The sequence below is a fragment of the Pseudoalteromonas obscura genome, assembly GCF_030135505.1.
GTDB lineage: Bacteria > Pseudomonadota > Gammaproteobacteria > Enterobacterales > Alteromonadaceae > Pseudoalteromonas > Pseudoalteromonas obscura.
In genome coordinates this window covers 223,598-244,987 of sequence record NZ_JASJUT010000011.1, presented here as the reverse complement: position 1 = coordinate 244,987, position 21,390 = coordinate 223,598, and the positions used below count along the sequence as shown (strand labels likewise).

Here is a 21,390-nt window from a genome sequence, read left to right as displayed (position 1 = left end):
TTATCAACAACGGATAATTTAAAGGCAAGCGAATAATCTTTTTGAGTTCTCTTAGATATTGATGTCATGACATTCTCCAAATTTAAGTTGGAAAAGTGTCAACCTTATTTAGGACGGGACATTTAAAGTAAAAAAGGTGAGCGTTAGCTCACCTTTTTTATGACTTAAAAGCGGTATTGTAAATTAACAAAAAAGCGTCGTTCAGGTGTATTGTAGTAGTTTACAGAAACGACCTCTTTTTGTTCATTCGTTACTAGGCTAGATACCACCGCACCATATTCTTTATCAAACAAGTTTTCTATTCTCGCCGATAGTTTTAGTGCATCAGATAATTCGTAATTGGCCGCTAAATTAACCAATGTATATGAACTTAAGTTGAAAGCTTCCCCAGTAGGCGTAGATCTAGAGCTATCACGTTGACCTCGGAATTGAAGTTCAGTTACCACCTCAAGCTCATCCCATTGCTTTGCAAGCAACCAGTTGGCAGAGTGCTTAGCTATGCGAGGCAGCGGCTTGCCCTTCGACTCATCTTTGGCGTTCACAAAAGCATAATTAAAGTTAGACTCTATACCGAACATCAACGTATTTAACACACTGACCTCGATACCTTGATGCAAAGCATTGTCAATATTGGCAGGTGCCCAATTGCCTTGAGCGTTCGGTGCCCAAGCTATTTTGTTTGTATAATCGGTGCGATAAACTGCAAAATCAACTGTGGTATCAGCCAGTGACGCCTTCAAGCCAAGCTCAAAGTTATCTGACTCTTCAGGCAATAGCGCCGGGTTTCCAGAGCCGGGATAATACAGGTCATTAAAAGTTGGTGCTTTGTAGCCTGTATTGTGTGCAAACCTAAATGTTGCATCACGATGTACCTTGTATCCTAATGCTACGCTGTGTGTGACTTCACTGCCAAACTGATCATCGTCATCGTAACGTACTGTCGCTTCAACAAGCGCTTGATTATATTCATATACTGATCCCACAAACACACCCAAAGTATCTCGTGTGCTTTGCTCATAAACTAACGTCGAAGCTGATACATCATCTTCTGATGCACTTACTCCGCCCAGAACAACTAGGTTTTCTTGTACATCGATATGCCCATCGTAGTTAAGTATGGTGCGCTTAGTGATCGTTTTCTGTCTCTTAGACTCGTCTACACTCACTGATTCATCTTGGGATTTTGTCACTGTAAACGCGTGTGAAGATTGACCAAACTGAGTCTCGAAGCCCAAACTCACCACTTGGTTATCGTATTCATCGAGATATGCAGTGTCGTTTTGTGCACCAAAAGGGTTATCGTAGAATGTGTCCCCTTCACTGCCTTGGAAAGCTGCAAATATCTTGCTGTCAGGTGCGATTTGATACTCGGCTTTAAGGCCTAAACTGGTATTGTCGTGGCCGTCTGAATCAGGCTGTGTTCCTTGCAAAACGTCAAAATTATCGGTTTCTTCATAGCCTAAATTAGCCAATATTGTCAGATCTTCATGGTTATAAGACGTCGCCACTTGTCCATTGCGGTAACTGTTACTGCCAACAGTGACATCAGCTGTGGTATGTTCAGCTCGACGAGTAATAATGTTGATCACACCTGCCATTGCGTCCGAACCATAAATCGCAGCGCGTGAGCCTTTTACGATTTCTACACGCTCAACACTTTGCAATGGAATTTTTTCAATCGACTTGTAACCCAATGTCGCTGAACCCACTCGGATACCATCAATCAACACTAAAGTATGATCTGAACTTCCGCCTCTCAATGCAATACTCGTCGTGTGACCAAAGCTACCGTTTGCATTAATTTGAATTCCAGCCTGCTGAGATAATATTGTTGCAAGGTCACGTGCGCCACTGCGCTCAATGTCAGCGCGGTCTATAACCGACACAGCTGCTAACACATCTTTTTGTGACTGTTCAATTTTATTTGCGGTTACTGTAATGCGTTCAATTTCTTGAGAAGCAGACGTGTGAAATGAAACCGCTGCGATTACAGCAGCGCTTAGCGCAGATATTTTTATCATGAAGATCCCCTACTTTGTGCCCACCGCACAAAGTTTCATCAAATAAGTCAAATTCAAGGCCGGTCTCCGGGCTCAACCATTTAAAATTAGTTTTACCGTTGCGGGGGCAGCGTTGGGTTTACCAAGTCCTATACTTGCGCACCAACTTCCCGATTATCCATTACATTTATGTTCCGTATATATTTTTTGGCACCTCGAAATTCCGCGCATATTGTCCGAGATTTAAGGGGGGATTGTCAATGGACGTCTAGAGTTCCAGTGCTATATTTAAACACCGAAACTCTCATAGCTTTAAGGTTAATCTCTGAAGTTTTTAAACTGGAAAGGCTGACCAAGTTCAGCAGTACGGATCAGCTGCATGACTTCTTGTAGATCATCACGTTTTTTACCCGTTACGCGCACTTCTTCACCTTGAATAGCTGCTTGAACTTTTAACTTAGAGTCCTTGATAAGTTTGACTACTTTTTTCGCCATATCTTTATCAATACCTTGTTTCAAGGCTACTTTACGAGCAAAGGTTTTACCACTGCGCTCTACATCTTTCAACTCGAAGCTGCCAACATCTAAGCCCCGTTTTGCAGCTTTGCCAACCACCATGTCGAACAGTTGCATTACTTGTTGTTCAGATTCCGATTTTAATTGAATCACTTCATCTTTAAGCTCAATTGAAGCCTCAACACCACGAAAGTCATAGCGCGTTTCCAGTTCACGGTTTGCATTGTCAACGGTGTTTCTAGCTTCCGTCATTTCTATTTCAGATACGATATCAAAAGAAGGCATTGCTTTCTCCTCAAAACAAATTTACGGAGAATTATAACAACGCTCATACGCAATAATATATAGTTTTTTACTCACTGCTTACGCTCATTCTTTTTAGAAACGGTCAAGCACATATACTGCTGACTATTCATACGTTTACTATTAAGCCATTTTTAATATTTCAGTGTTATACTGATTCTTCATCACGTTGGAGTTGGAGTGCATGTGACAAGACAAGTATATCGAACACTGTTGCTGTTATTTTTGATAGTCATTACTTATCTGTTTGCAAAAGAAGTTAAAAATCATGTTGTTAGAATTGAACACCTAGACAAAGTGGTGCATTTTGGCGTGTTTTTCGCGCTGGCGTTTTTTTCCCACCACGCATTTAGATTCAAAATTTGGTTTCATATGACACTCTTAATCAGCTACGGTGCTGCAGTTGAATGGATGCAATCTACATTACCATATCGACAAGCATCACTCGGTGACTTTATTGCCGACGTGATGGGAGCCATCAGCTATTTTGTCGCCATCTGGCTATTTCGCAAATATAGGCTGCGCCGAGGCGAGCAATGAGTGATATTTACATTTTGGGGTGTGGTGCCGTCGGCTTACTGCTCGCCGAAAAGCTGTCACATCACCACTCGGTGACTTTAATCACTCGCACTGCTTCAAAGCAAGCATTCTTTTTTATCGATGGCAAGCAGCGTCGCCAATTAAATGTTAAAATGACTACGCTAGAGGACCTCAGTGGTAAAATCCACACATGTATTGTCCCAGTCAAAGCTTACCAATTGGTCTCGGCCATGGAAGCACTTTCCCCCCACCTAAGCCATGATGCCAATGTGATTTTGAGCCACAACGGGATGAGCGATCTCAATCACTTCAACAGCATTTTGCAACCGACCCAAGCTCTCTACTTCTTGAGTACGTCAATGGGAGGGATGAAACCTGATAATAATACCGTGATATTCAAAGGGCCTGGACTTACTCAGCTAGGGGCTTGCAATGCGCAAGCCAAGAACCAAATTACAGAGCTATACGATCGGTACTTTATGCAATACTTTGAGCCCATTGAGCTCACCAATGATATTGCAGAAGTCCGCTGGCAAAAGTTGTGTGTGAATATTGCAATTAACCCTTTGACAGCTTTGATGCAGTGCCCAAACGGTGCATTGCAAACCCCGGCCTACGCAACACAGGTGTTAAAACTACTCAATGAAGCCTGCTTTGTTGCTCAATGTGAAGGAGTGAAATTGCAACTCGCAACAGAGTTAGCGCGCGCCTATAAAGTAATGGCGCTGACACAGCATAACACCTCATCTATGGCCCAAGATATCAAGTTAAAACGCCGAACTGAAATTGACGCAATATGCGGCTATATCGCGACCACCGCAAAAAAGTACGGATACCAAGCCACAGAGAATGAGACCTTGTGGCAACAGGTAAAAATAAAAGAGCAGGCTTAAGCCTGCTCTTTTATTATGGTCTATACACTTTTACTTTAGTAAAGCCGTTTTCGTGCAAAATCAAGGCTTGCAGCTGACTCATAACCCCTTTACTGCAATACAGGAAATAATCTTTATCCTGAGGCAGGTCACCGAATTTGGTCGCGAGACGGAAAAACGGCAAGTGGATCACTTCAATGCCCTCTATCTCTAGCGGATCTGCATCTTCCTCTTCAGGTGAGCGAATGTCCACGACCACTGCATTTTCCGGCAGCTCCTGAACACTGTCAGCTTCTTTCACTTCTTCTTTTGCTTCGGCCTCAATATCGCGAATATCTTTAATAACCGCGTTGCCTACCACGGTATCCAATACGTCAAAGTCAAAGTTTGCCTCTTCCGCTTCGATTTTTTCCAGTACCGCTTTAACCGTTGGTTTTTTAGAAATAACGCCACAATATTCCGGCATCGCTTCAGCCATCTCACAGGTGCCAATTTCTCTCGCGATACGAATGATCTCTTCTTTATCATTTTGGATAAGTGGGCGTAATATCAAGGTGTCTGTAACCCGATCTATTACGCTTAAGTTGGCTAGAGTTTGGCTTGAAACTTGGCCGATACTCTCTCCTGTTACGAGTGCTTGAATACCCAGTTTTTGTGCCACTGCACTGCCCGCACGCATCATCATGCGCTTGAGTACAACACCCATTTGGCTGTTTTCAACATTTTCTAGAATTTCAGCGACGACAGGCTCAAAATCGACAGTAATAAATTTCACTCTGTGGGTAGAGCTATACTGCTTCCAAAGATAGTGACTTACCTGCTTCACACCAATTTCGTGAGCGGCGCCACCTAAGTTAAAGAATAAGAAGTGTGTACGCGCGCCTTTGCGGATCATTTGATAAGTTGCCACACCAGAGTCAAATCCACCGGAAACAAGTGATAAAACATCTTCTTGGGTAGGCAGTGGAAATCCACCTAAGCCACGATACTGAGCTCGCACAATGTAAGCAAACTGATCTTTAATCTCTATTTTCACGGTCGCTTGAGGTCTGGTCAATTTAACGCGAGCCGTTTCAATATTCTGATTCAAGCCACCACCGACATAACGCTCAACATCACTAGACGTAAAATCGTGCTTACCTTGGCGCTTTACACGCACACAAAACGTTTTGTGTTCTATCTGCTCACGCACTAATGGCAACGTATGTTGGTAAATATCGTCAAGCGTTTCAAAAGTGACTTCTTGGACCTCAAGAAACAAGGTGATCCCTGGTACCCGCTTTAAACCATCAATTAAAGCCAACCGAGTATTGTCATCACTTAACTGACTAACCACGGTGATATTATCCCAGTTATTTTTAACTGCGACTGCCTCATCAACACGACCGAGCAAGAGTTTAATGTTTTTCTCTAAAATCTTAGTGAAACGCTTACGCACTGACTTACTTTTGATGACAATTTCAGGGTGCAGCTTGACGATAAATTTAAGCATAAGAAGTTACTCGCTGGTGTGAAACTATAAACGTACAAAACGTTGAATCATTTTAAGGCGCGGGATTATAACAAACTTATTAAAGACTAGGAAATAAACAGACAGAATGGCAACTTGATTACAGTTGAAACATTAAGCTGCCAAGTAAATCAGCAGCTTGAATTGAAAAATGTATTTAAGCAATGCTTGGCAAACTGGTGTCCGCTTGCTCCTGATAGTAATCACGCAGCTGTGCAATCTTGTCGCTGCTCATCTGTGTGGCATAGGGTTTAAACAGCATCAATACTTTAACAATGCCGTTATAGATATCTTTTTGCTCTAATACACCTGTTAACCGTCGCGCTTTGACATAAGGAGTCCAAAAACTCACAACCATTTTTAACATGTGAGCCAATTCATCAACATCATAATCCTCAATATCAATGACACCAGCACTTCGCAGGCCGATAACAACCGCTTTTACTTGCTCAAACAACTGCGATTGAAACTCTATATAGTCTTTTTTTAGACCTTTATCACGGGCCAGAATATCCGTCAGGTTATCGTAGAAAAAATGATATCGCCACATCAGTTCAAACAGTGAATCTAAGTATTGCGTCAATTGTTCCAACGGTTCATGGTCAATACTCAGCGGCTTGAAGTGAGTACTTAAATGCTCACTGTAAAGAGAAAAGATATGTCTAATAATATCTTCTTTATTTTTAAAGTGATAATACAAATTACCGGGGCTTATGCCCATATTAGAGGCAATATGATTGGTAGTTATCGCTCGTTCACCATGCAGGTTAAACAAGGCTATGCTCGTACGAATTATTTTTTCCTTGGTATTCATATCCGACTCTCTTTACACGCTTAATTATACTAACGGCTTAGCGGCCACTTGGTTAATTGAAAATAGCACTAAACATATACAAGGTTAAATGAGCAAATTTGAAAGCAGACCAGTGAATTTGCTTGAGAAGCTTGCTAACATAGCAAAAATTTTTAGTGTTACAATAATCCCATGAAAGTCATAGCCCTCTACCCTGGTACATTTGACCCTTTAACTAATGGACACGCTGATCTTATCAAACGCGCCGCAAACATGTTTGATACAGTTATACTCGCTATCGCCCATAACCCAACAAAAAAACCTTGTTTTACATTGGAAGAACGGGTTGATCTAGCACAACAGGTACTTGGCGATATACCCAATGTCAGAGTGATTGGCTTTTCGGGTTTACTTGTGGACTTAGCTAAAGCACAAAATGCGAACGTCTTGATCAGGGGGATCCGTGCAGTGTCAGACTTTGACTACGAGTTTCAGCTTGCCAATATGAATCGCAGGTTATACCCACAGCTAGAGAGCGTGTTTCTTACCCCTTCAGAGCGAAACTCTTTTATTTCATCAACGCTAGTCAAAGAAGTGGCACTTCACCACGGTGATGTCAGTGAATTTGTAGACCCAATTGTCGCTAGAGCACTTATGGAGAAATTACATCAATGAAATTAAGGTACCTCAGTGCTATTAGTTTATGCACGTTGTCACTAAATAGCCACGCAGGCCCTTGGATATCAGCTGAAGACAGCGCCCTTAAACACTCAATAGACTTGCTCGTTAGCCATGGTCTAATCAATCGTCCAGTCAATCAATATCCGTTGTTATGGCAAGGCATTGCACATGACCTAAAACAAATCGATTCAGCTACTCTTAGCACAGAAAATGCCTTTGCAGTTTCTCATCTTCGCCACGCACTTCAACACGCTAAAAATAAAGCACACTCTGGCGTAAAGATGCATTTCCGAGAAAAGCCAAACACTGACACTGGTATGGGCGAAAACAGCAGAGAAAAGTCTGGCGTCACTACTTTTGGAGAAATTACCAGCAATAATGTCAGTGCACGAGTGCAGGTAAATTACGCTGACGAGTCACTTGATGGAAAGCATGTCAATCACCATGGTAGCCACCTTGCAGTGCTTCTTGGTGACTGGTCTTTAAGTGCTGAGCGATTAGATTATTGGTGGGGCCCAGGCAATGAAACAGCCTTGCTGCTGTCAAACAACGCTCCGCCAATGAAGGCGGTACGCTTAAGTAGAGCAAACACCAATTATAGTGGACCACAATTTCTATCCTTTATCGGACCTTGGCAAATCACTGCCATTGCAGCAAAACACAAACCAGCCGACAAAGAGGGCGACTTTTGGGGCGCGCGCTTTTCTGCGACTCCCATAAAGGGCCTTGAGCTGGGCTTTGCAACAACCGGCAGTGATTTTTTGTTTACTCACTTGGATACCAGCTCTGAGCTTAAAAAGCAGCGAATCACCAGCGTTGACTTCAAGTACTCTTCAGTTCTTGGCGGGCAACCTTTTGCAATTTACGGTGAATACAGTGGGAACAATGACAATGGCGTTTTGCCAGATGAGGCACTGTTTAGTGCTGGTATAGAAAGCTTTTGGTCCAAAGAAGATTATCGTATCAAAGGCTATGTCGAATACAGTGATACCTCCACAGATTGTTTAGCTCAATCGGCGAGCTTTCAATGTAACTTTCAACAATTGGGCAAAGGCTCAGACTACAAAGAATATGATCTTTGGCTTGGCGCTGCCATCGGCCCTCAAGCTAAAAGTTTGACTGTGGCGTTTGATTACTTTCAAATTGAAGGCGCTGGCGGCTACGGTAAAATCAAGCTTACTGACTTCGAAGCAATTAACACCGAACGGTCACTGGTCGAGTTTGGCTTTCAACACGCTTTAGCACAAGGGTTATTTAAGGCAAGTATCACTATGTGGGAGGATAAAACAGACCAACAGAGCGATACGCATCATGCGCTCGGATTAAGCTGGGAGTTTCAGTACTAACAATGACAATAGGCTGCTATGACGCTCAAGGATAGCAGCCTCTTCTTTACGATGAGGTTTTAATATTAAACACTCTGCGAGAAATCAGCTGTAAGCCCAGAAAATCTCTATTGAGGATCAGCGCCCCCACCATCACCAAGTCGACGATATTGACCATAGATGAATAAAAATACCAAAGTGCCCAAGGCTCGTCGGTACCAAGCAAATGGGAGTCAATAAACATCGCAAGAAATAACATTGCGTTAATGGTTAAACCGAGAGAGCAATAAATGTAGCATGGCTGCCTTGGATCATACTTGTAAAAGAAATGCCTAGACATTATGACAATAGCCAGCGTAACTATGTCATAGACAAAGTAGATCGCAAAATCGATCGACTCAAAGTTAACAGACGTCGTTAAATCGCTGAGACTGTATGATGCAGCAAGAATGGACGCACATGCCAAAGCCTGCACATTTTTATTAACAGCCAGTATGTAAAAAGATACATGGAGTAAACTGGCCATAAAAAAGCCCCAAATTACGAGGGCTCCTATACTTAATCCGAAGTAATCAAATGCCATTATCTACGATGATAGTTGGAAAGCGCTTTTTGGGATAATTACCACTAGCACGTCCACCAGATATTGCCTTCAAGCTTGCTAAAGATTTAATCACATTAACAGAAAGCGTCTTTGTTTTACCAGCACTTTTCGATGAATCAAGATTTTTGATATTTAAATTAGCCATTGTTTTCCCTTTAATAAATATATTCATTTCGGCTTACACAATAATTTCCACAGCCAAAACTATTTGCAGCTATAAATAAGCAACAACCAAGCCAAAACCCTCAAAATAAACACAAATATTTTACCAAAAAGACCAAATGATTAACAATTGCACAATTTAAATTTTTTGCTCTGTCATTGCACTCAAGCTTGTCTACTATTGCTTTTTGTCATTTTCACGAGACCCCGTATTGTAGATGCCAATTTATAACCCGATATAAAGTATCAAGTTATAAAAGTTTCACTACCCAAATATATGAAAAAAAGCTCGATGCAAAGATGAAGGTTACCTATTGAATTAGCGTAATGATCTTACACCTCTCGCCACTTTTTAAATAAAAATAAATTGGGTTAAGATCTAAATAATTTTTAATAATGAAATAATTGAAATATATCAATAATGATATTTAGGTTATGAAAGGTACATTCTGAGAGATGAGTGAGGCAGTCACCTAACCTCACTACAATAGAAGATTTTGAAAAGTTTAGCCCTGCGACTTGAACTGCTCGATCGCAGTGCGGACTTGAGGCAATGATGTGCCGCCTAGCGCCTGCCTAGCGGCAATACAGGCGGCAATTTCTAGCCGTGGATATACATCATCATCAATTTGCGGGCAAACTGATTGAAACTCAGCAATTGAAAGTTCCTCTAGACACTTCTGTTGCGCAATTGCGACTTGTACTAGCTGGCCGACAATATGGTGTCCCTCTCGAAATGGGATCCCTTTGGCCACCAAGTAGTCAGCAAGTTCGGTGGCATTTGCATGTCCACCCTGTGCAGCTTTAAGCGTGGCATCAGCATTCACTTTTACACCGCGAATACATGACTCAGCCATATGGATACAAGCAATCCATGTGGGCAGTGCATCAAACAATCCTTCTTTGTCTTCTTGCATATCTTTGTTATATGCCAAAGGCAGCGCTTTCAAAGTCATCATCATCGCGCTGAATGCACCAAACACACGGCCAGTCTTACCCCGGATCAACTCCAAGGCATCTGGGTTTTTCTTCTGTGGCATTAAAGAAGAACCAGACGTGACGTTGTCCGCCAGCTCTATAAACCCAGACTCACCACTGTTGTAAAAAATCATATCCTCAGCCAGACGAGATAAATGCATCATAGATATTGACGCGCAACTTAATAGCTCTACTACAAAATCTCTATCCGATACAGCATCTAAGCTGTTTCGAGTAGCGCGCTGAAAACCAAGCTGCTGTGCCAGCTCCTCCCTGTCTATAGGGTAAGCGGTGCCTGCAAGTGCGCCAGACCCCAAAGGACATTCGTTTAAGCGATCAATGGCATCACTCAACCGCGAAATGTCTCTGCTCAACATTTCTACGTATGCCATACACCAATGACTAAACAACACAGGCTGTGCTCGCTGCAAATGTGTGTAACCAGGTAAAATAGTGCCAAGCTCTCGCTGCGCTAACTCTACCAATGCACCTTGGAGTGACTGTAGCGCAGTTACGATCTGCTCAGCAGTTTGACGAGACCACAGGCGAAAATCGGTTGCGACTTGATCATTTCGACTGCGACCCGTATGTAGCTTTTTGCCAAGCTCTCCCACCTTTTCAATGAGTTTTGCTTCAACAAAAGAGTGAATGTCTTCAAAGCCACTACTTGCAATCGAAGCCATGTTTTCTAAAGACTCATCCAATAGTGCATTTAGCCCTGCGACCAATTGCTCATACTCATCACTGGACAAAACTTCTACTTGTTTTAAAGCACCCGCCCAAGCAATTGAGCCGACGATATCTTGCTCAACCAACTGATAATCAAACGGCAATGAATCATTAAATTGCTTAAAAGCTTGATCAGGCCCTGTTGAAAAGCGCCCACCCCATAATGCCATAATATTTAACTCCTCGTGCGCGAATTAGGACTGATTTTGCTTATTCAATGCCGCAATCCGGCTTGAAAGTGAAAACAGACGAATAAAACCTTCCGCATGTGATTGATCATAAACATCATCTTCACCAAAGGTTGCAAAATCTTCGCTATACAAGCTATTGATCGACTGCTTCTGTACAGCAACTACTTGTCCTTTATACAGCTTCAATACCACTTCGCCAGTTGCGCATTCAGCCAAGGCTTTCGCCGCTGCCAAAATAGAATCTTTTAGTGGTGTAAACCAACGGCCATCGTAAACAAGATGAGAAAACTCACTGGCATAAGTCTCCTTCCATTTACGGCTCGATTTATCTAGCACCAATTCATCAATCGCTTGCAGTGCAGCCATAATCACTGTGCCTCCCGGAGTTTCATAGCAGCCACGAGACTTCATTCCTACAAGCCGGTTTTCAACAATATCCACCCGGCCAACACCATGCTTTGCCGCAATTTTATTCAACGCCACCAAGCATTGATAGGGGCTGTATTTCTCGCCGTTAATTGCCACAACTTGTCCCTGCTCAACCAAAACAGACACAAACTCTGGCGAGTCTGGCGCTTGCTCAGGAGAAGATGTCCACGTCCAAACCTGATCACTTGGTTGATTCCAAGGATCTTCAAGCTCTCCGCCTTCGTGAGAAATATGCCAAATATTAGCATCACGGCTGTAGATTTTAGTTGCCGAAGCTGTACACGGAATATCTCTTTGTGCAAGGTAGTCGAGTAATGACTCACGACTTGATAGGCTCCATTCACGCCAAGGCGCGATTACTTTCAGATCCGGTGCCAACGCCGCAAAGCATGACTCAAATCGTACTTGGTCATTCCCTTTTCCCGTGCACCCATGCGACAAGGCATCTGCACCGACTTTGCGCGCAACCTCAACCTGTGCTTTTGCAATAATGGGACGTGCCATCGAAGTTCCCAACAGGTACGTGCCTTCATAGATCGCACCAGTTTGGAGCGTTGGATAAATGTAATCACTTACCAACTCTTCTTTTAAATCAACGATATGACATTCACTGGCACCCGAAGCTATGGCTTTTTCCTCTACACCGGCAAGCTCTTCTTCACCTTGACCGACGTCGGCGACGAAGGCGACCACTTCGCAGCCGTAGTTTTCTTTTAACCAGGGCACGATTGCAGACGTATCCAAACCGCCAGAATACGCCAGTACGACCTTCTTTACTTCACTCATTTTCATTACCTTTCTAATATTGTTTGTTTAACAAAGTCACCAGTAGCGCATTCTGGGCGTGCATCCGGTTCTCAGCTTGTTGAATAATTTTTGCGTTTTTGCCATCCATAACCTCGGAGGTAATTTCATACTCTCTATGTGCAGGTTGGCAATGCAACACAGTTTGTGCACCTGTCTGTTCTAGCAGCTGTGTATTAATTTGGTATGGCATAAATGTATCTTTTGCTTGTTCAAGAGATACATTACTCCCCATCGAAACCCAAGTATCCGTGTACAACACATTGGCGCCTGCTGCCGCTTCCACTCGGTCGCTGATCAAAATACTCGCTCCGTTAACAGCAGCCATTTGCTCGGCCTGTTTAACGATTTGTGCATCCGGGGAGTGGCCTTTAGGACATACCGCAACAAAATCTGTTCCTAAGTTTGCGGCCAATAACATTAAGGAGTGTGTCACATTGTTGCCCTCTCCCAAATACGCTAGCTTAAGGCCACTGACGTCTCCATATACTTCTTGCAACGTCATAAAATCTGCTAAAGCCTGACATGGGTGATAAAGGTCGCACAAACTGTTTACCACAGGTACCTCAGCATATTCAGCCAAGGTTGAGAGCGTGCTGTGTTGATTTACGCGAGCGACAATACCGTCAGCCCACGTCGAAATGTTCAATGCAAAATCTTTGACGGACTCGCGGCTTCCCATCGCTCCATTTTGCTGATCTAAGTAAACGGCATGACCACCCAGCTTATTAATGCCAATATCAAATGATAAGCGAGTTCGTAGGCTTGGCTTCTCAAACAAAGTAACAATGGATTGACCTGCCAATGCCTGCGCAAAGTCCTGCGGTTGTGCTTTTATTTGATGGGCAAGATTAAGAAGGTTTAAAAGCTTACTTTTATCGAGTTCTAAGCCCGTAATGAATGACTGATTCATGTTTTATCCTAAGGTAAAATTTGTGTTCCGACATGCTCACCTTGTAATAAGGCGATTAAGTTTTCTGGCTTTTGCCAGCTTGAGATATAAACGCCACGTCGTAAGTGTTGGGCAGCGTGAAGACTGGTCTTAACTTTGACCTCCATCCCGCCCACAATAACCTTCTGTTGGATCAGTTCATTTATTTGCTCAGCATTTAACGAGTGCAAAGGTTGTTTTTGTGCATCTAAAACCGCTTCGACATCGGTCATAAAAACCAACTCTGCGCCAATCGTTTGAGCGATTTCGGCTGCGGCTTCATCTGCATTTATGTTGTAAAGTCCACCGTCTTGGCCAATCCCTACAGAGCTAACTAGAGGGGTCCGGCCTAATGCCAAAAGGCTATCTAGCAAGCCAAGCCCTTCCTTAGCGACACAGGTACCAACCTGACCTAAAGCTTTAAGTTTTTGTTTGGCTAAAAATCCGGCTTCGTATAAACATGTTCCAACCGGCTGTAAGCCAGCAACAATGGCCTGAGACATCAACTGTTTATTTGCACACCCGGCCAATGCGCCAACAATGTATGGCAGCTGCTCTTTAGGGCTGATCCGCAGTCCTTGGTGTTTTGCTGTAGCAAAACCCGCATCTTCTAGCCAGCGGTCGACTAAAGCCCCTCCTCCGTGAACAACTACAAATTGCTTGTCTTGCTCTTGACTCAATTCACACAGTACTTGGAATAAAGATAGCGCGGCTTGCTCTGTATTTAACACCGCGCCACCAACTTTAATAACCCAGGTTTTCTTAGCTAATTCGTTCATCCTTTTAACCCCAAAGTCGGTGTAAACTCACTGGCAATATTCATACATTGAAGTGCCTGGCCTGCAGCCCCCTTAAGAAGGTTGTCAATTGCCACAACCACAATCAACTGTTGATCTTGCTGCTGCCAGCCAATGTCAACATAAGGCGAGTTTGCAACACCTTTAATAGATGGCAGTTTGTCTCCTTTGAGTCTGATCAAAGGCTCATCCGCAACACACTGGTAAGCGGCTTCGACGTCGTGTGGCGTGGTACCCTCTTTTAACTGAACATAAATAGTTTCGAGGATCCCCCTTGAAAAATTGCCTAAATGGGGGGTAAATAAAACTGGGTGCCCCAAATACTGCGAAATTTCAGGGCCGTGCCGATGATTGAATAACCCATAGGGCGAGAGAGACACTTCGCAAAAATGCGTGGTCAAGGATGCCTTTCTTCCTGCCCCAGTTACACCTGAAACTGCATTGATGATAATTTGCGAATCAGTTAATAAACCAGCATTTTTGAGTGGTTTTAGTGCGTTCAGCGCCGCGGTAGGATAACATCCTGCTACGGCAATCAGCTGTGCATCTTTAATCGCATGCGTGTTCCATTCAGCCAAACCATATTGAGCTTCATCTAGTAAGGGTTGATGTGGGTGCTCAAAGCCATAAAACTGTTGGTATTGGGACGCATCCGCTAAACGAAACCCTCCCGATAAATCGAAAACTTTAAGGCCTAGATCGAGCAGTTTGGGAGCAAGAGAAACACTCACCTTGTGGTCAGTGCACAAACACACATACTCAGATTGTGCCGCAATCTGCACAAAAGCTTGTTCTGTCAATGGAGCCAATTCTATATTCAATAGTCCAGTATGCTCTGGATAAAGGTCGCTGAGCAATTTACCTTTGTCTAAGCTTTGCTCTGAAACATAGCAGCCAATCAAATTAAATTCAGGATGATTTGCTAGTAATTTGGCTAATTCTGCACCACTATATCCACTGGCGCCGATAATAGAAACATTTAACATCGATAACTCTTTTGTAGTTGATTGATTGGGGAGTCAAACTTGCTATAGATGAAATGTTCTTCGCATCGCCCACCCCTAAGATAATTATTCTTTAAAAATGAATTGATATTCATACTAAACACATATAAATTTTTATGCAACATCTTTGAATAAATATTTTGGAGTATTATGTCTCTGCCCAATTTTCTCGATATGTATAAAAAGCTGATCGCCAATCCATCGGTTAGTGCCATCGATAGGTCTTTAGATCTCAGCAATAAAGCCGTTATAGACGAGCTAGCCAACTGGTGCCGTGAACTGGACTTTGAGGTGGAGATCACGGAATTAACCCATTCTCCCGGCAAATTCAATTTGCTAGCAAGGCGAGAGCCGCTAGATAAAAATTTAACTGAAGGCGGTTTGATGCTGGCAGGCCACACCGACACAGTACCTTTCGATGATACTCGATGGAACTCAGACCCTTTTGAATTAACAGAAAAAGATAACAAGCTATTTGGCCTTGGAAGTATTGATATGAAGGGGTTTTTCGCATTTGTACTTAATGCTATTCGCCAGTTAGAGCACAGCCAACAAAGCACCCCATTGATGATCCTTGCCACAGCAGATGAAGAAACCACAATGGCGGGCGCCCAACAAGTTGCACAGCACGCTTCTCTAAAACCGAAGTATTGCGTCATCGGAGAACCAACCGATATGGTGCCGGTATTTACACACAAAGGACATATGAGCAGTGCAATCCGCATTACCGGGCGATCTGGCCATAGCTCAGATCCAGAAAGAGGATTGAATGCCATTGAAATTATGCAGCAAGTGATTACACAAGTGTTGCAATTAAAAGAAGAATTAAAGAATAAATATTCAGTTGAGCATTTTGCTGTACCACACCCAACTCTAAACCTAGGCCACATCCATGGTGGGGACAACGCCAATCGAATTTGTGGCTGCTGTGAATTGCACATTGACATTCGCCCGCTGCCTGGACTCAGTATTGTTGAATTAGAGCAGATGTTACTTACAGCGCTCAAACCCATTAACGAACAATATCCGGGCAGCGTAGATGTCATTGATCTTCATGATCCAATTCCCGCATTTAGCGGTAGAACGGACTCGGGACTAGTAAAACTAGCAGAGAAGCTCTCAAAACAAAAAGCTATTGCTGTCAATTACTGTACGGAAGCGCCCTTTTTGCAGCAACTGGGATGTGAAACTATAGTGATGGGCCCCGGCTCCATTGCACAAGCCCACCAGCCTGACGAGCATTTAGCAATGGACAAGATCAAACCGAGCCAAGAGATCATTTTGAATTTGATCCAAACATGTTGCTTCAATAAAGAAGAAGCCAGCTAGTAGCTGGCTTTTTCTTATTTTAACGTTACTTTACGCTCATTGTAGTAATCGATAAGGTCATCTATTGCCTGCTGACAATACTCTTTGATACCAGAAACTAGCATGTGCTTTTCACCAAAGCCGACTTTCTCGCCATTGCTTAGTAGTTCAAAACGTAAAATGATTTTCCCACGCTTACCTTCATAGCTAAACTCAGGATCAGCTGCTTCTAGTGTCACTTCTTCAATATCTAGTGTATCTAAGTGGATAGACATAGACTCATAGATAACCATAGGACGTGCCGGGTTTATCATTACCTCTTGTTGACCCATTAAAGGAATGATGACATGTGGGAATGCCTTACCAGAAAAAGCCACATAGTTCTTGATTAAACTCTCGACCAATTGAGCACATTGTTTATTTTGGCCTGAACGCTTTACGGAAAGCATGGTTTTTTCATTAGAAATAATATCAAACGCATCACTGCCCTCAGGAAACTCTAACTCAGAGGTTTCGTCTACCATTCCGGCAAATGTAAAGTGCATATTTTCACTCACACCGTACTTATCAAGTACCAATGAAAATAGTAAATCACCAGGAACACAGAACTTTTTTGCGTCTATATCGTGCAAAGGGTTAAAGTCATCTGCCACTTGCTTGGCAAATTGGCTACCTTGTTCACGGCTGATCACGAGTTTATTGGTTTCTTGTTGATAGTAAGGTGTAAGCATAGTTAACTTCTTTCTTGCATGAAAATCGCGCTATATTAGCAGAAAATAAGCACAGAGAGGTCATATCACTGGATAATATACATTAACTTTCAACCCAAACCTTGCAGAAATGGTACTGCACCTGATTCGAGTTGACCCGTGAATTGACCGCAAAGTGCAACAATAGTTACGTAGACGTATAACAGCCTAAAAACTACAGAATGGCACCAAGCGACTCTAGGCCCCAAAAAACGATAAGAGCAACAGCAAGCACAGCAAAAATAATATAGCCCCACATCCCATTTTTTAATTTTGGTGAGTGTTCAGATGCTGCCATTTTTCCCGTCAATAGAGTGCGTAACAGTTTAACTCCTTTAAAACGATAAAGAGCAATGGCGATGATGTGGATAGCAATACCCAGCAATAATATATCGATATTGGTTTGATGAATATTTCCTGCCAGCTCTACCCAGTCATAGCTAACATATTGCACCAGCGGCCCATCCATTAGAATATCGTCTGAAGTTAGTAAGCCTGAAACCAGCTGTACAAAAATAACCACAAAGAAAAACAATACCATCAAACTTCCAGCTGGATTGTGGCCAACATGGGGGGCTTTACTTTTGAGCGCGCTTAATATCGCTCTAGGGTGATGACACAGTGCGCTGAGTTTTGCAGTATCACTGCCGATCACTCCCCAGATAATTCTTGTCACCATAAGAGCCAATAATAAGTAACCCGTGACAAAGTGGAGATCAAGCCACCCCTCGTCACCTGACACATATAAAACCGCAATTCCGATCACTAACAACCAGTGAAAACCGCGAATAAACCCATCCCACACTTTGATCATAAATGCCCCTATTATTGATTGTGAGACAGCAGAGGTTACCTGAGGAATAAATCAAAAACGATGCTTTTGCGTTATAAAGCGCAAAATTATTGTGACAAGACAATAATGAGGCAGTTAGATGTCAAAAAAATACGGGCCAACTGATATGGCCCGCATATGAGCTGACTATATTATAAACTAGCCGCTATAATCTGACGGCTCTTATCCAGTGTTACGGCTTGCTGTTCACCAAGGGCTGTCATCCCATGGCGCTCAAGTTGGCTGGTAATAACTTCAACAGCTTCTTCACCCACACCGTAGTCACTCAGCCGGGTCTTCATATTAACGCAATGGAAGAATTGTTCCGTTAGCTCAATAGCAGATGCTATCGCTTGCTCTTCATCTGAAATATCTAGACCTAAAACACGCTCTGCATATTGTAGTAATTTGGCTCGTTTTGATTCTTGCTGTGCAAACATCATTCTCGGTAATATCACAGCAAGTGTTTGGGCGTGATCTAAACCATATACGGCAGTGATTTCGTGTCCAATCATATGTGTTGACCAATCCTGTGGTACGCCCGCGCCTATTAGGCCGTTTAATGCCATAGTCGCTGACCACATCACATTAGCACGCACTTTATAATCGACCTCGTCAGATAACAGCTTTGGGCCTTCTTCCATCAACGTCATCAGTAGCCCTTCTGCGAAACGATCTTGCACTTTTGCATCAACTGGGTATGTTAGATACTGCTCCATGGTGTGGACAAATGCATCGACCACACCATTGGTCAGTTGACGCTGAGGTAATGTTTTCATCACATGTGGGTCAAGCACTGCAAACTTAGGTTGAACATAAGCTGAGGCAAACGGAAGTTTATCTTGAGTCTCACTATTTGATACAACGCTGAAACTATTCGATTCAGATCCCGTCGCAGGCAGTGTTAACACCACACCTATTGGCAACGCTGATTCCACTTCACCCCCCTTGCTCAAAATATCCCAAGGTTCACCACTAAACTCAGCAGCAGCTGCAATAAACTTGCTGCCGTCAATTACTGAGCCGCCACCGACAGCGAGAATAAAGTTAAACCCTTCAGCCTTAATTTTTGCCACAGCTTGCATGCATGTTTGGTATGTCGGATTAGGTTCTATGCCGGCAAACTCTTCCCAGCTAAAGCCACTTAAGGCATCACTTACTTGATCGTAAATACCGTTTTTATGAATACTTCCGCCACCGTAAACAACTAATACTTTGGCATTGTTTGGTATTGCGTTAGCCACTTGACTTATCTGGCCTTCGCCAAAAAAAATCTCTGTTGGATTGTAAAAATTAAAGTTCAGCATGCATGCTCCTGCAATGACGGTCGGTTTGTTAATTCGCACACAGTCTAATAACTACAACGCAGAAAATCATTATTCATAACGCAATACACTTTTGCACAGCAGCAATAATCAATTAATATAGCGATAGATATTTGCACAGGTAGAATTAAAAATGTGGCAGGGCTTGGATATATTTTTAGCAGTCGTAGAGCATAGTAGTTTTAGCAAGGCTGCCAGCGCACTTGATGTATCGACATCACATGTTAGCCGCCAAATCCAACAACTGGAAACTCGTTTGGGTACAGTGTTATTACAAAGAACGACACGCAGTATTAAGCTCACTGAAGAAGGGCTCGCATATGCCAATAAGTTAAAAGTGATCCAACAGGAGTTACTCGATGCCAACAACGAACTGCAAGGCGTTCAACATACTCCCAAAGGGCCCATTAAAATAACCGGTGCCGGAGACTTTATGGCTAACCGCGTAGCACCCGTTATTGCCAAGTTTTGCAAGCTATACCCCGAGGTGCGTGTACATATTGATTTTAATGCCCGAAACGTCGATTTGGTAGAAGATGGTTTTGACTTAGCCATTCGCTTTGGTCGCCTACAAGATTCACGTCTGATTGCGAGAAAGCTCAGCACGCGCTATATGAAGCTATTAGCCAGCCCTGAGTACCTAAATGATGCCCCACCACTGGAAAAACCGCGGGACTTATCCCAACACAACTGTTTAATTGCTATCTCAAATCGCTGGCGCTTTCTAGGCGACAATGGGATCGATGAAGTTAAAGTTGCCGGAAGTTGGCGTAGTAATAACCCTCAAGCAATCCTACATGCCTGCAAGTCCGGCCTCGGCATCGCTCACCTTGCTCAAGATATCGCTGAACACAGTATTGCCAGTGGTGAGCTAATTTCACTATTGGATGACCATCAAGTTACGGACAATGCGACTTGGCTGGTTTATCCGAGAAAGGACCTTATGCCCCTGCGGGTTAGGCTGCTAATTGACTTCTTGCTTAAATACGTAAGTTAATTTTTAATCTTGCACGTCCAATGAATTTGCTCTAACATTTAAATCGCACACGATTAAATCATAAGAGACCAAATATGTTTTACGAGTTCACAGCAAATACACTGCAAGGCAAACCATATGCTTTTTCTAACCTCAAAGGGAAAGTTGTTCTTGTCGTGAATACTGCCAGCAAATGCGGTTTAACCCCACAATATGAAGGCTTGCAGCAACTTCACCAAGAATTACATAGTGACGGGTTGGAAGTTATTGGCTTTCCCTGCAATCAATTTGGACAGCAAGAGCCAGGCAATGCATCAGATATCCAACAAGGCTGCCTAATAAACTATGGCGTAGACTTTACGATGATGGAAAAGATTGACGTCAACGGTGAGCGTGCACATCCAATCTATCAATATTTAAAAACAGCGCTGCCTGGGCTATTGACCAATAACATCAAATGGAACTTTACCAAATTCCTTATCGGTAAAGACGGGCAACCACTTAAACGTTATGCACCGACGACAAAACCAGAGAAAATTAAAGCGGATATTATACAGGCATTACAGAGCAGCTGATGAGTGATAAGTTTCCTGAACTCAACTTGGATAACCAGCTTTGCTTCAGTCTATACGCAGCATCTAGACACGTGACAAGGCTTTATCAACCTATATTAAAAAAGTATGAATTAACTTACCCACAATACATTGTGTTGCTGATTTTATGGCAACAAGATGGACTTCTTGTCAAAGAAATTGGTAAACGCGCACAGCTTAAAAGTAATACACTCACACCGCTGTTAAAGCGTTTAGAACAAGGCAACTTGCTGAAGCGTGAGCGAGACACTGAAGACGAAAGACAATGTTATGTATATCTGACAGAAAAGGGAAAAAGCCTAGAAACTCAGTGTGCTTGCATTCCATCACAAATGCTCAAGCAAACCGATATGTCGTTGGAAAAAATCCTTGAGCTTAAACAACTATTAGATCAATTGATACAACTTCAAGAACCGCATGGCAAGTAAGCCCACTTGC

General features: G+C 42.9%; 21 protein-coding genes, 1 pseudogene and 1 riboswitch. Of the genes and pseudogenes, 8 read left to right on the top strand and 14 right to left on the bottom strand.

Features of this window, described 5'->3' with window-relative positions:
* Positions 1-164: 164 nt before the first annotated feature.
* Both QNM18_RS21620 and QNM18_RS21615 read right to left on the bottom strand, forming a co-directional pair.
* A complete protein-coding gene (locus QNM18_RS21620) occupies positions 165-2,021 on the bottom strand; it encodes a TonB-dependent receptor domain-containing protein (RefSeq protein WP_284138404.1) in 1,857 nt (618 codons plus the stop codon).
* Positions 2,022-2,061: 40 nt separating this feature from the next.
* Positions 2,062-2,233, bottom strand: a riboswitch (cobalamin riboswitch).
* Between the two features lie 85 nt (positions 2,234-2,318).
* Positions 2,319-2,801: a YajQ family cyclic di-GMP-binding protein gene (locus tag QNM18_RS21615; protein ID WP_211011984.1), complete on the bottom strand. Its 483-nt coding sequence runs from the start codon at positions 2,799-2,801 to the stop codon at positions 2,319-2,321.
* A 204-nt stretch (positions 2,802-3,005) separates the two neighbouring features.
* On the opposite strand from QNM18_RS21615, the gene QNM18_RS21610 reads away from it, so the two are divergent.
* Positions 3,006-3,359 carry a VanZ family protein gene (locus tag QNM18_RS21610; protein WP_211011983.1) on the top strand — a complete coding sequence of 118 codons (354 nt, stop codon included), beginning with the start codon at positions 3,006-3,008 and terminating at the stop codon, positions 3,357-3,359.
* Positions 3,356-4,252 carry a ketopantoate reductase family protein gene (locus tag QNM18_RS21605; protein WP_284138403.1) on the top strand — a complete coding sequence of 299 codons (897 nt, stop codon included), beginning with the start codon at positions 3,356-3,358 and terminating at the stop codon, positions 4,250-4,252. Before QNM18_RS21610 ends, QNM18_RS21605 begins: the two co-directional genes overlap by 4 nt.
* Before the next feature lie 13 nt (positions 4,253-4,265).
* On the opposite strand, the gene thiI is transcribed toward QNM18_RS21605, so the two are convergent.
* Both thiI and QNM18_RS21595 read right to left on the bottom strand, forming a co-directional pair.
* Positions 4,266-5,723, bottom strand: coding sequence for a tRNA uracil 4-sulfurtransferase ThiI (thiI, locus tag QNM18_RS21600; RefSeq protein WP_211011981.1), 1,458 nt, complete (start codon positions 5,721-5,723; stop codon positions 4,266-4,268).
* Positions 5,724-5,898: 175 nt separating this feature from the next.
* Positions 5,899-6,555, bottom strand: a complete 657-nt coding sequence (locus QNM18_RS21595; protein ID WP_023397407.1) for a TetR/AcrR family transcriptional regulator — start codon at positions 6,553-6,555, stop codon at positions 5,899-5,901.
* Positions 6,556-6,726: 171 nt separating this feature from the next.
* Between QNM18_RS21595 and coaD the strand changes: the two genes are divergently transcribed.
* Both coaD and QNM18_RS21585 read left to right on the top strand, forming a co-directional pair.
* Positions 6,727-7,209 carry a pantetheine-phosphate adenylyltransferase gene (gene coaD, locus QNM18_RS21590; protein WP_211011980.1) on the top strand — a complete coding sequence of 161 codons (483 nt, stop codon included), beginning with the start codon at positions 6,727-6,729 and terminating at the stop codon, positions 7,207-7,209.
* Positions 7,206-8,561, top strand: a complete 1,356-nt coding sequence (locus QNM18_RS21585) for a capsule assembly Wzi family protein (protein WP_284138402.1) — start codon at positions 7,206-7,208, stop codon at positions 8,559-8,561. The genes coaD and QNM18_RS21585 overlap by 4 nt, the downstream gene beginning before the upstream one ends.
* Before the next feature lie 46 nt (positions 8,562-8,607).
* Here the strand turns inward: QNM18_RS21585 and QNM18_RS21580 are convergent, their stop codons facing one another.
* From QNM18_RS21580 to argC, 7 genes and pseudogenes are all read right to left on the bottom strand, one after another.
* A complete protein-coding gene (locus QNM18_RS21580) occupies positions 8,608-9,066 on the bottom strand; it encodes a hypothetical protein (protein ID WP_211011978.1) in 459 nt (152 codons plus the stop codon).
* A gap of 46 nt (positions 9,067-9,112) precedes the next feature.
* Positions 9,113-9,289 (bottom strand): hypothetical protein, encoded by a 177-nt coding sequence (locus tag QNM18_RS21575; RefSeq protein WP_211011977.1) that lies wholly within the window; start codon positions 9,287-9,289, stop codon positions 9,113-9,115.
* Between the two features lie 529 nt (positions 9,290-9,818).
* Positions 9,819-11,183, bottom strand: a pseudogene (gene argH, locus QNM18_RS21570) (argininosuccinate lyase); the annotation flags it as partial.
* Positions 11,184-11,207: 24 nt separating this feature from the next.
* Positions 11,208-12,419, bottom strand: a complete 1,212-nt coding sequence (locus QNM18_RS21565) for an argininosuccinate synthase (RefSeq protein WP_284138401.1) — start codon at positions 12,417-12,419, stop codon at positions 11,208-11,210.
* Between the two features lie 13 nt (positions 12,420-12,432).
* Positions 12,433-13,350 (bottom strand): ornithine carbamoyltransferase, encoded by a 918-nt coding sequence (locus QNM18_RS21560; protein WP_211011974.1) that lies wholly within the window; start codon positions 13,348-13,350, stop codon positions 12,433-12,435.
* Between the two features lie 8 nt (positions 13,351-13,358).
* On the bottom strand, positions 13,359-14,147 hold the full coding sequence (gene argB / locus QNM18_RS21555; protein ID WP_211011973.1) for an acetylglutamate kinase: 789 nt from the start codon (positions 14,145-14,147) through the stop codon (positions 13,359-13,361).
* Positions 14,144-15,151: an N-acetyl-gamma-glutamyl-phosphate reductase gene (gene argC / locus QNM18_RS21550; protein WP_211011972.1), complete on the bottom strand. Its 1,008-nt coding sequence runs from the start codon at positions 15,149-15,151 to the stop codon at positions 14,144-14,146. Before argC ends, argB begins: the two co-directional genes overlap by 4 nt.
* Positions 15,152-15,319: 168 nt before the next feature.
* Here argC and argE point away from each other — a divergent pair, with 168 nt between their 5' ends.
* Positions 15,320-16,498, top strand: a complete 1,179-nt coding sequence (gene argE / locus QNM18_RS21545) for an acetylornithine deacetylase (RefSeq protein ID WP_211011971.1) — start codon at positions 15,320-15,322, stop codon at positions 16,496-16,498.
* A 14-nt stretch (positions 16,499-16,512) separates the two neighbouring features.
* Here argE and QNM18_RS21540 read toward each other — a convergent pair whose 3' ends face one another.
* The 3 genes from QNM18_RS21540 to QNM18_RS21530 all read right to left on the bottom strand — a co-directional run bounded on the left by QNM18_RS21540 (position 16,513) and on the right by QNM18_RS21530 (position 19,365).
* On the bottom strand, positions 16,513-17,208 hold the full coding sequence (locus QNM18_RS21540; RefSeq protein WP_211011970.1) for a DUF3581 family protein: 696 nt from the start codon (positions 17,206-17,208) through the stop codon (positions 16,513-16,515).
* 193 nt (positions 17,209-17,401) lie between these two features.
* Entirely contained in the window at positions 17,402-18,040 is a 639-nt protein-coding gene (locus QNM18_RS21535) for a cytochrome b/b6 domain-containing protein (RefSeq protein ID WP_284138400.1), read from the bottom strand.
* A 170-nt stretch (positions 18,041-18,210) separates the two neighbouring features.
* Positions 18,211-19,365, bottom strand: a complete 1,155-nt coding sequence (locus tag QNM18_RS21530) for an iron-containing alcohol dehydrogenase (RefSeq protein ID WP_284138399.1) — start codon at positions 19,363-19,365, stop codon at positions 18,211-18,213.
* 151 nt (positions 19,366-19,516) lie between these two features.
* Here QNM18_RS21530 and QNM18_RS21525 point away from each other — a divergent pair, with 151 nt between their 5' ends.
* The 3 genes from QNM18_RS21525 (at position 19,517) to QNM18_RS21515 (ending at position 21,380) form a co-directional block, all read left to right on the top strand.
* On the top strand, positions 19,517-20,380 hold the full coding sequence (locus QNM18_RS21525) for a LysR family transcriptional regulator (RefSeq protein WP_284138398.1): 864 nt from the start codon (positions 19,517-19,519) through the stop codon (positions 20,378-20,380).
* Between the two features lie 74 nt (positions 20,381-20,454).
* A complete protein-coding gene (locus QNM18_RS21520) occupies positions 20,455-20,934 on the top strand; it encodes a glutathione peroxidase (protein WP_211011966.1) in 480 nt (159 codons plus the stop codon).
* Positions 20,934-21,380, top strand: a complete 447-nt coding sequence (locus QNM18_RS21515) for a MarR family winged helix-turn-helix transcriptional regulator (protein ID WP_284138397.1) — start codon at positions 20,934-20,936, stop codon at positions 21,378-21,380. Before QNM18_RS21520 ends, QNM18_RS21515 begins: the two co-directional genes overlap by 1 nt.
* Positions 21,381-21,390 lie beyond the last annotated feature (10 nt).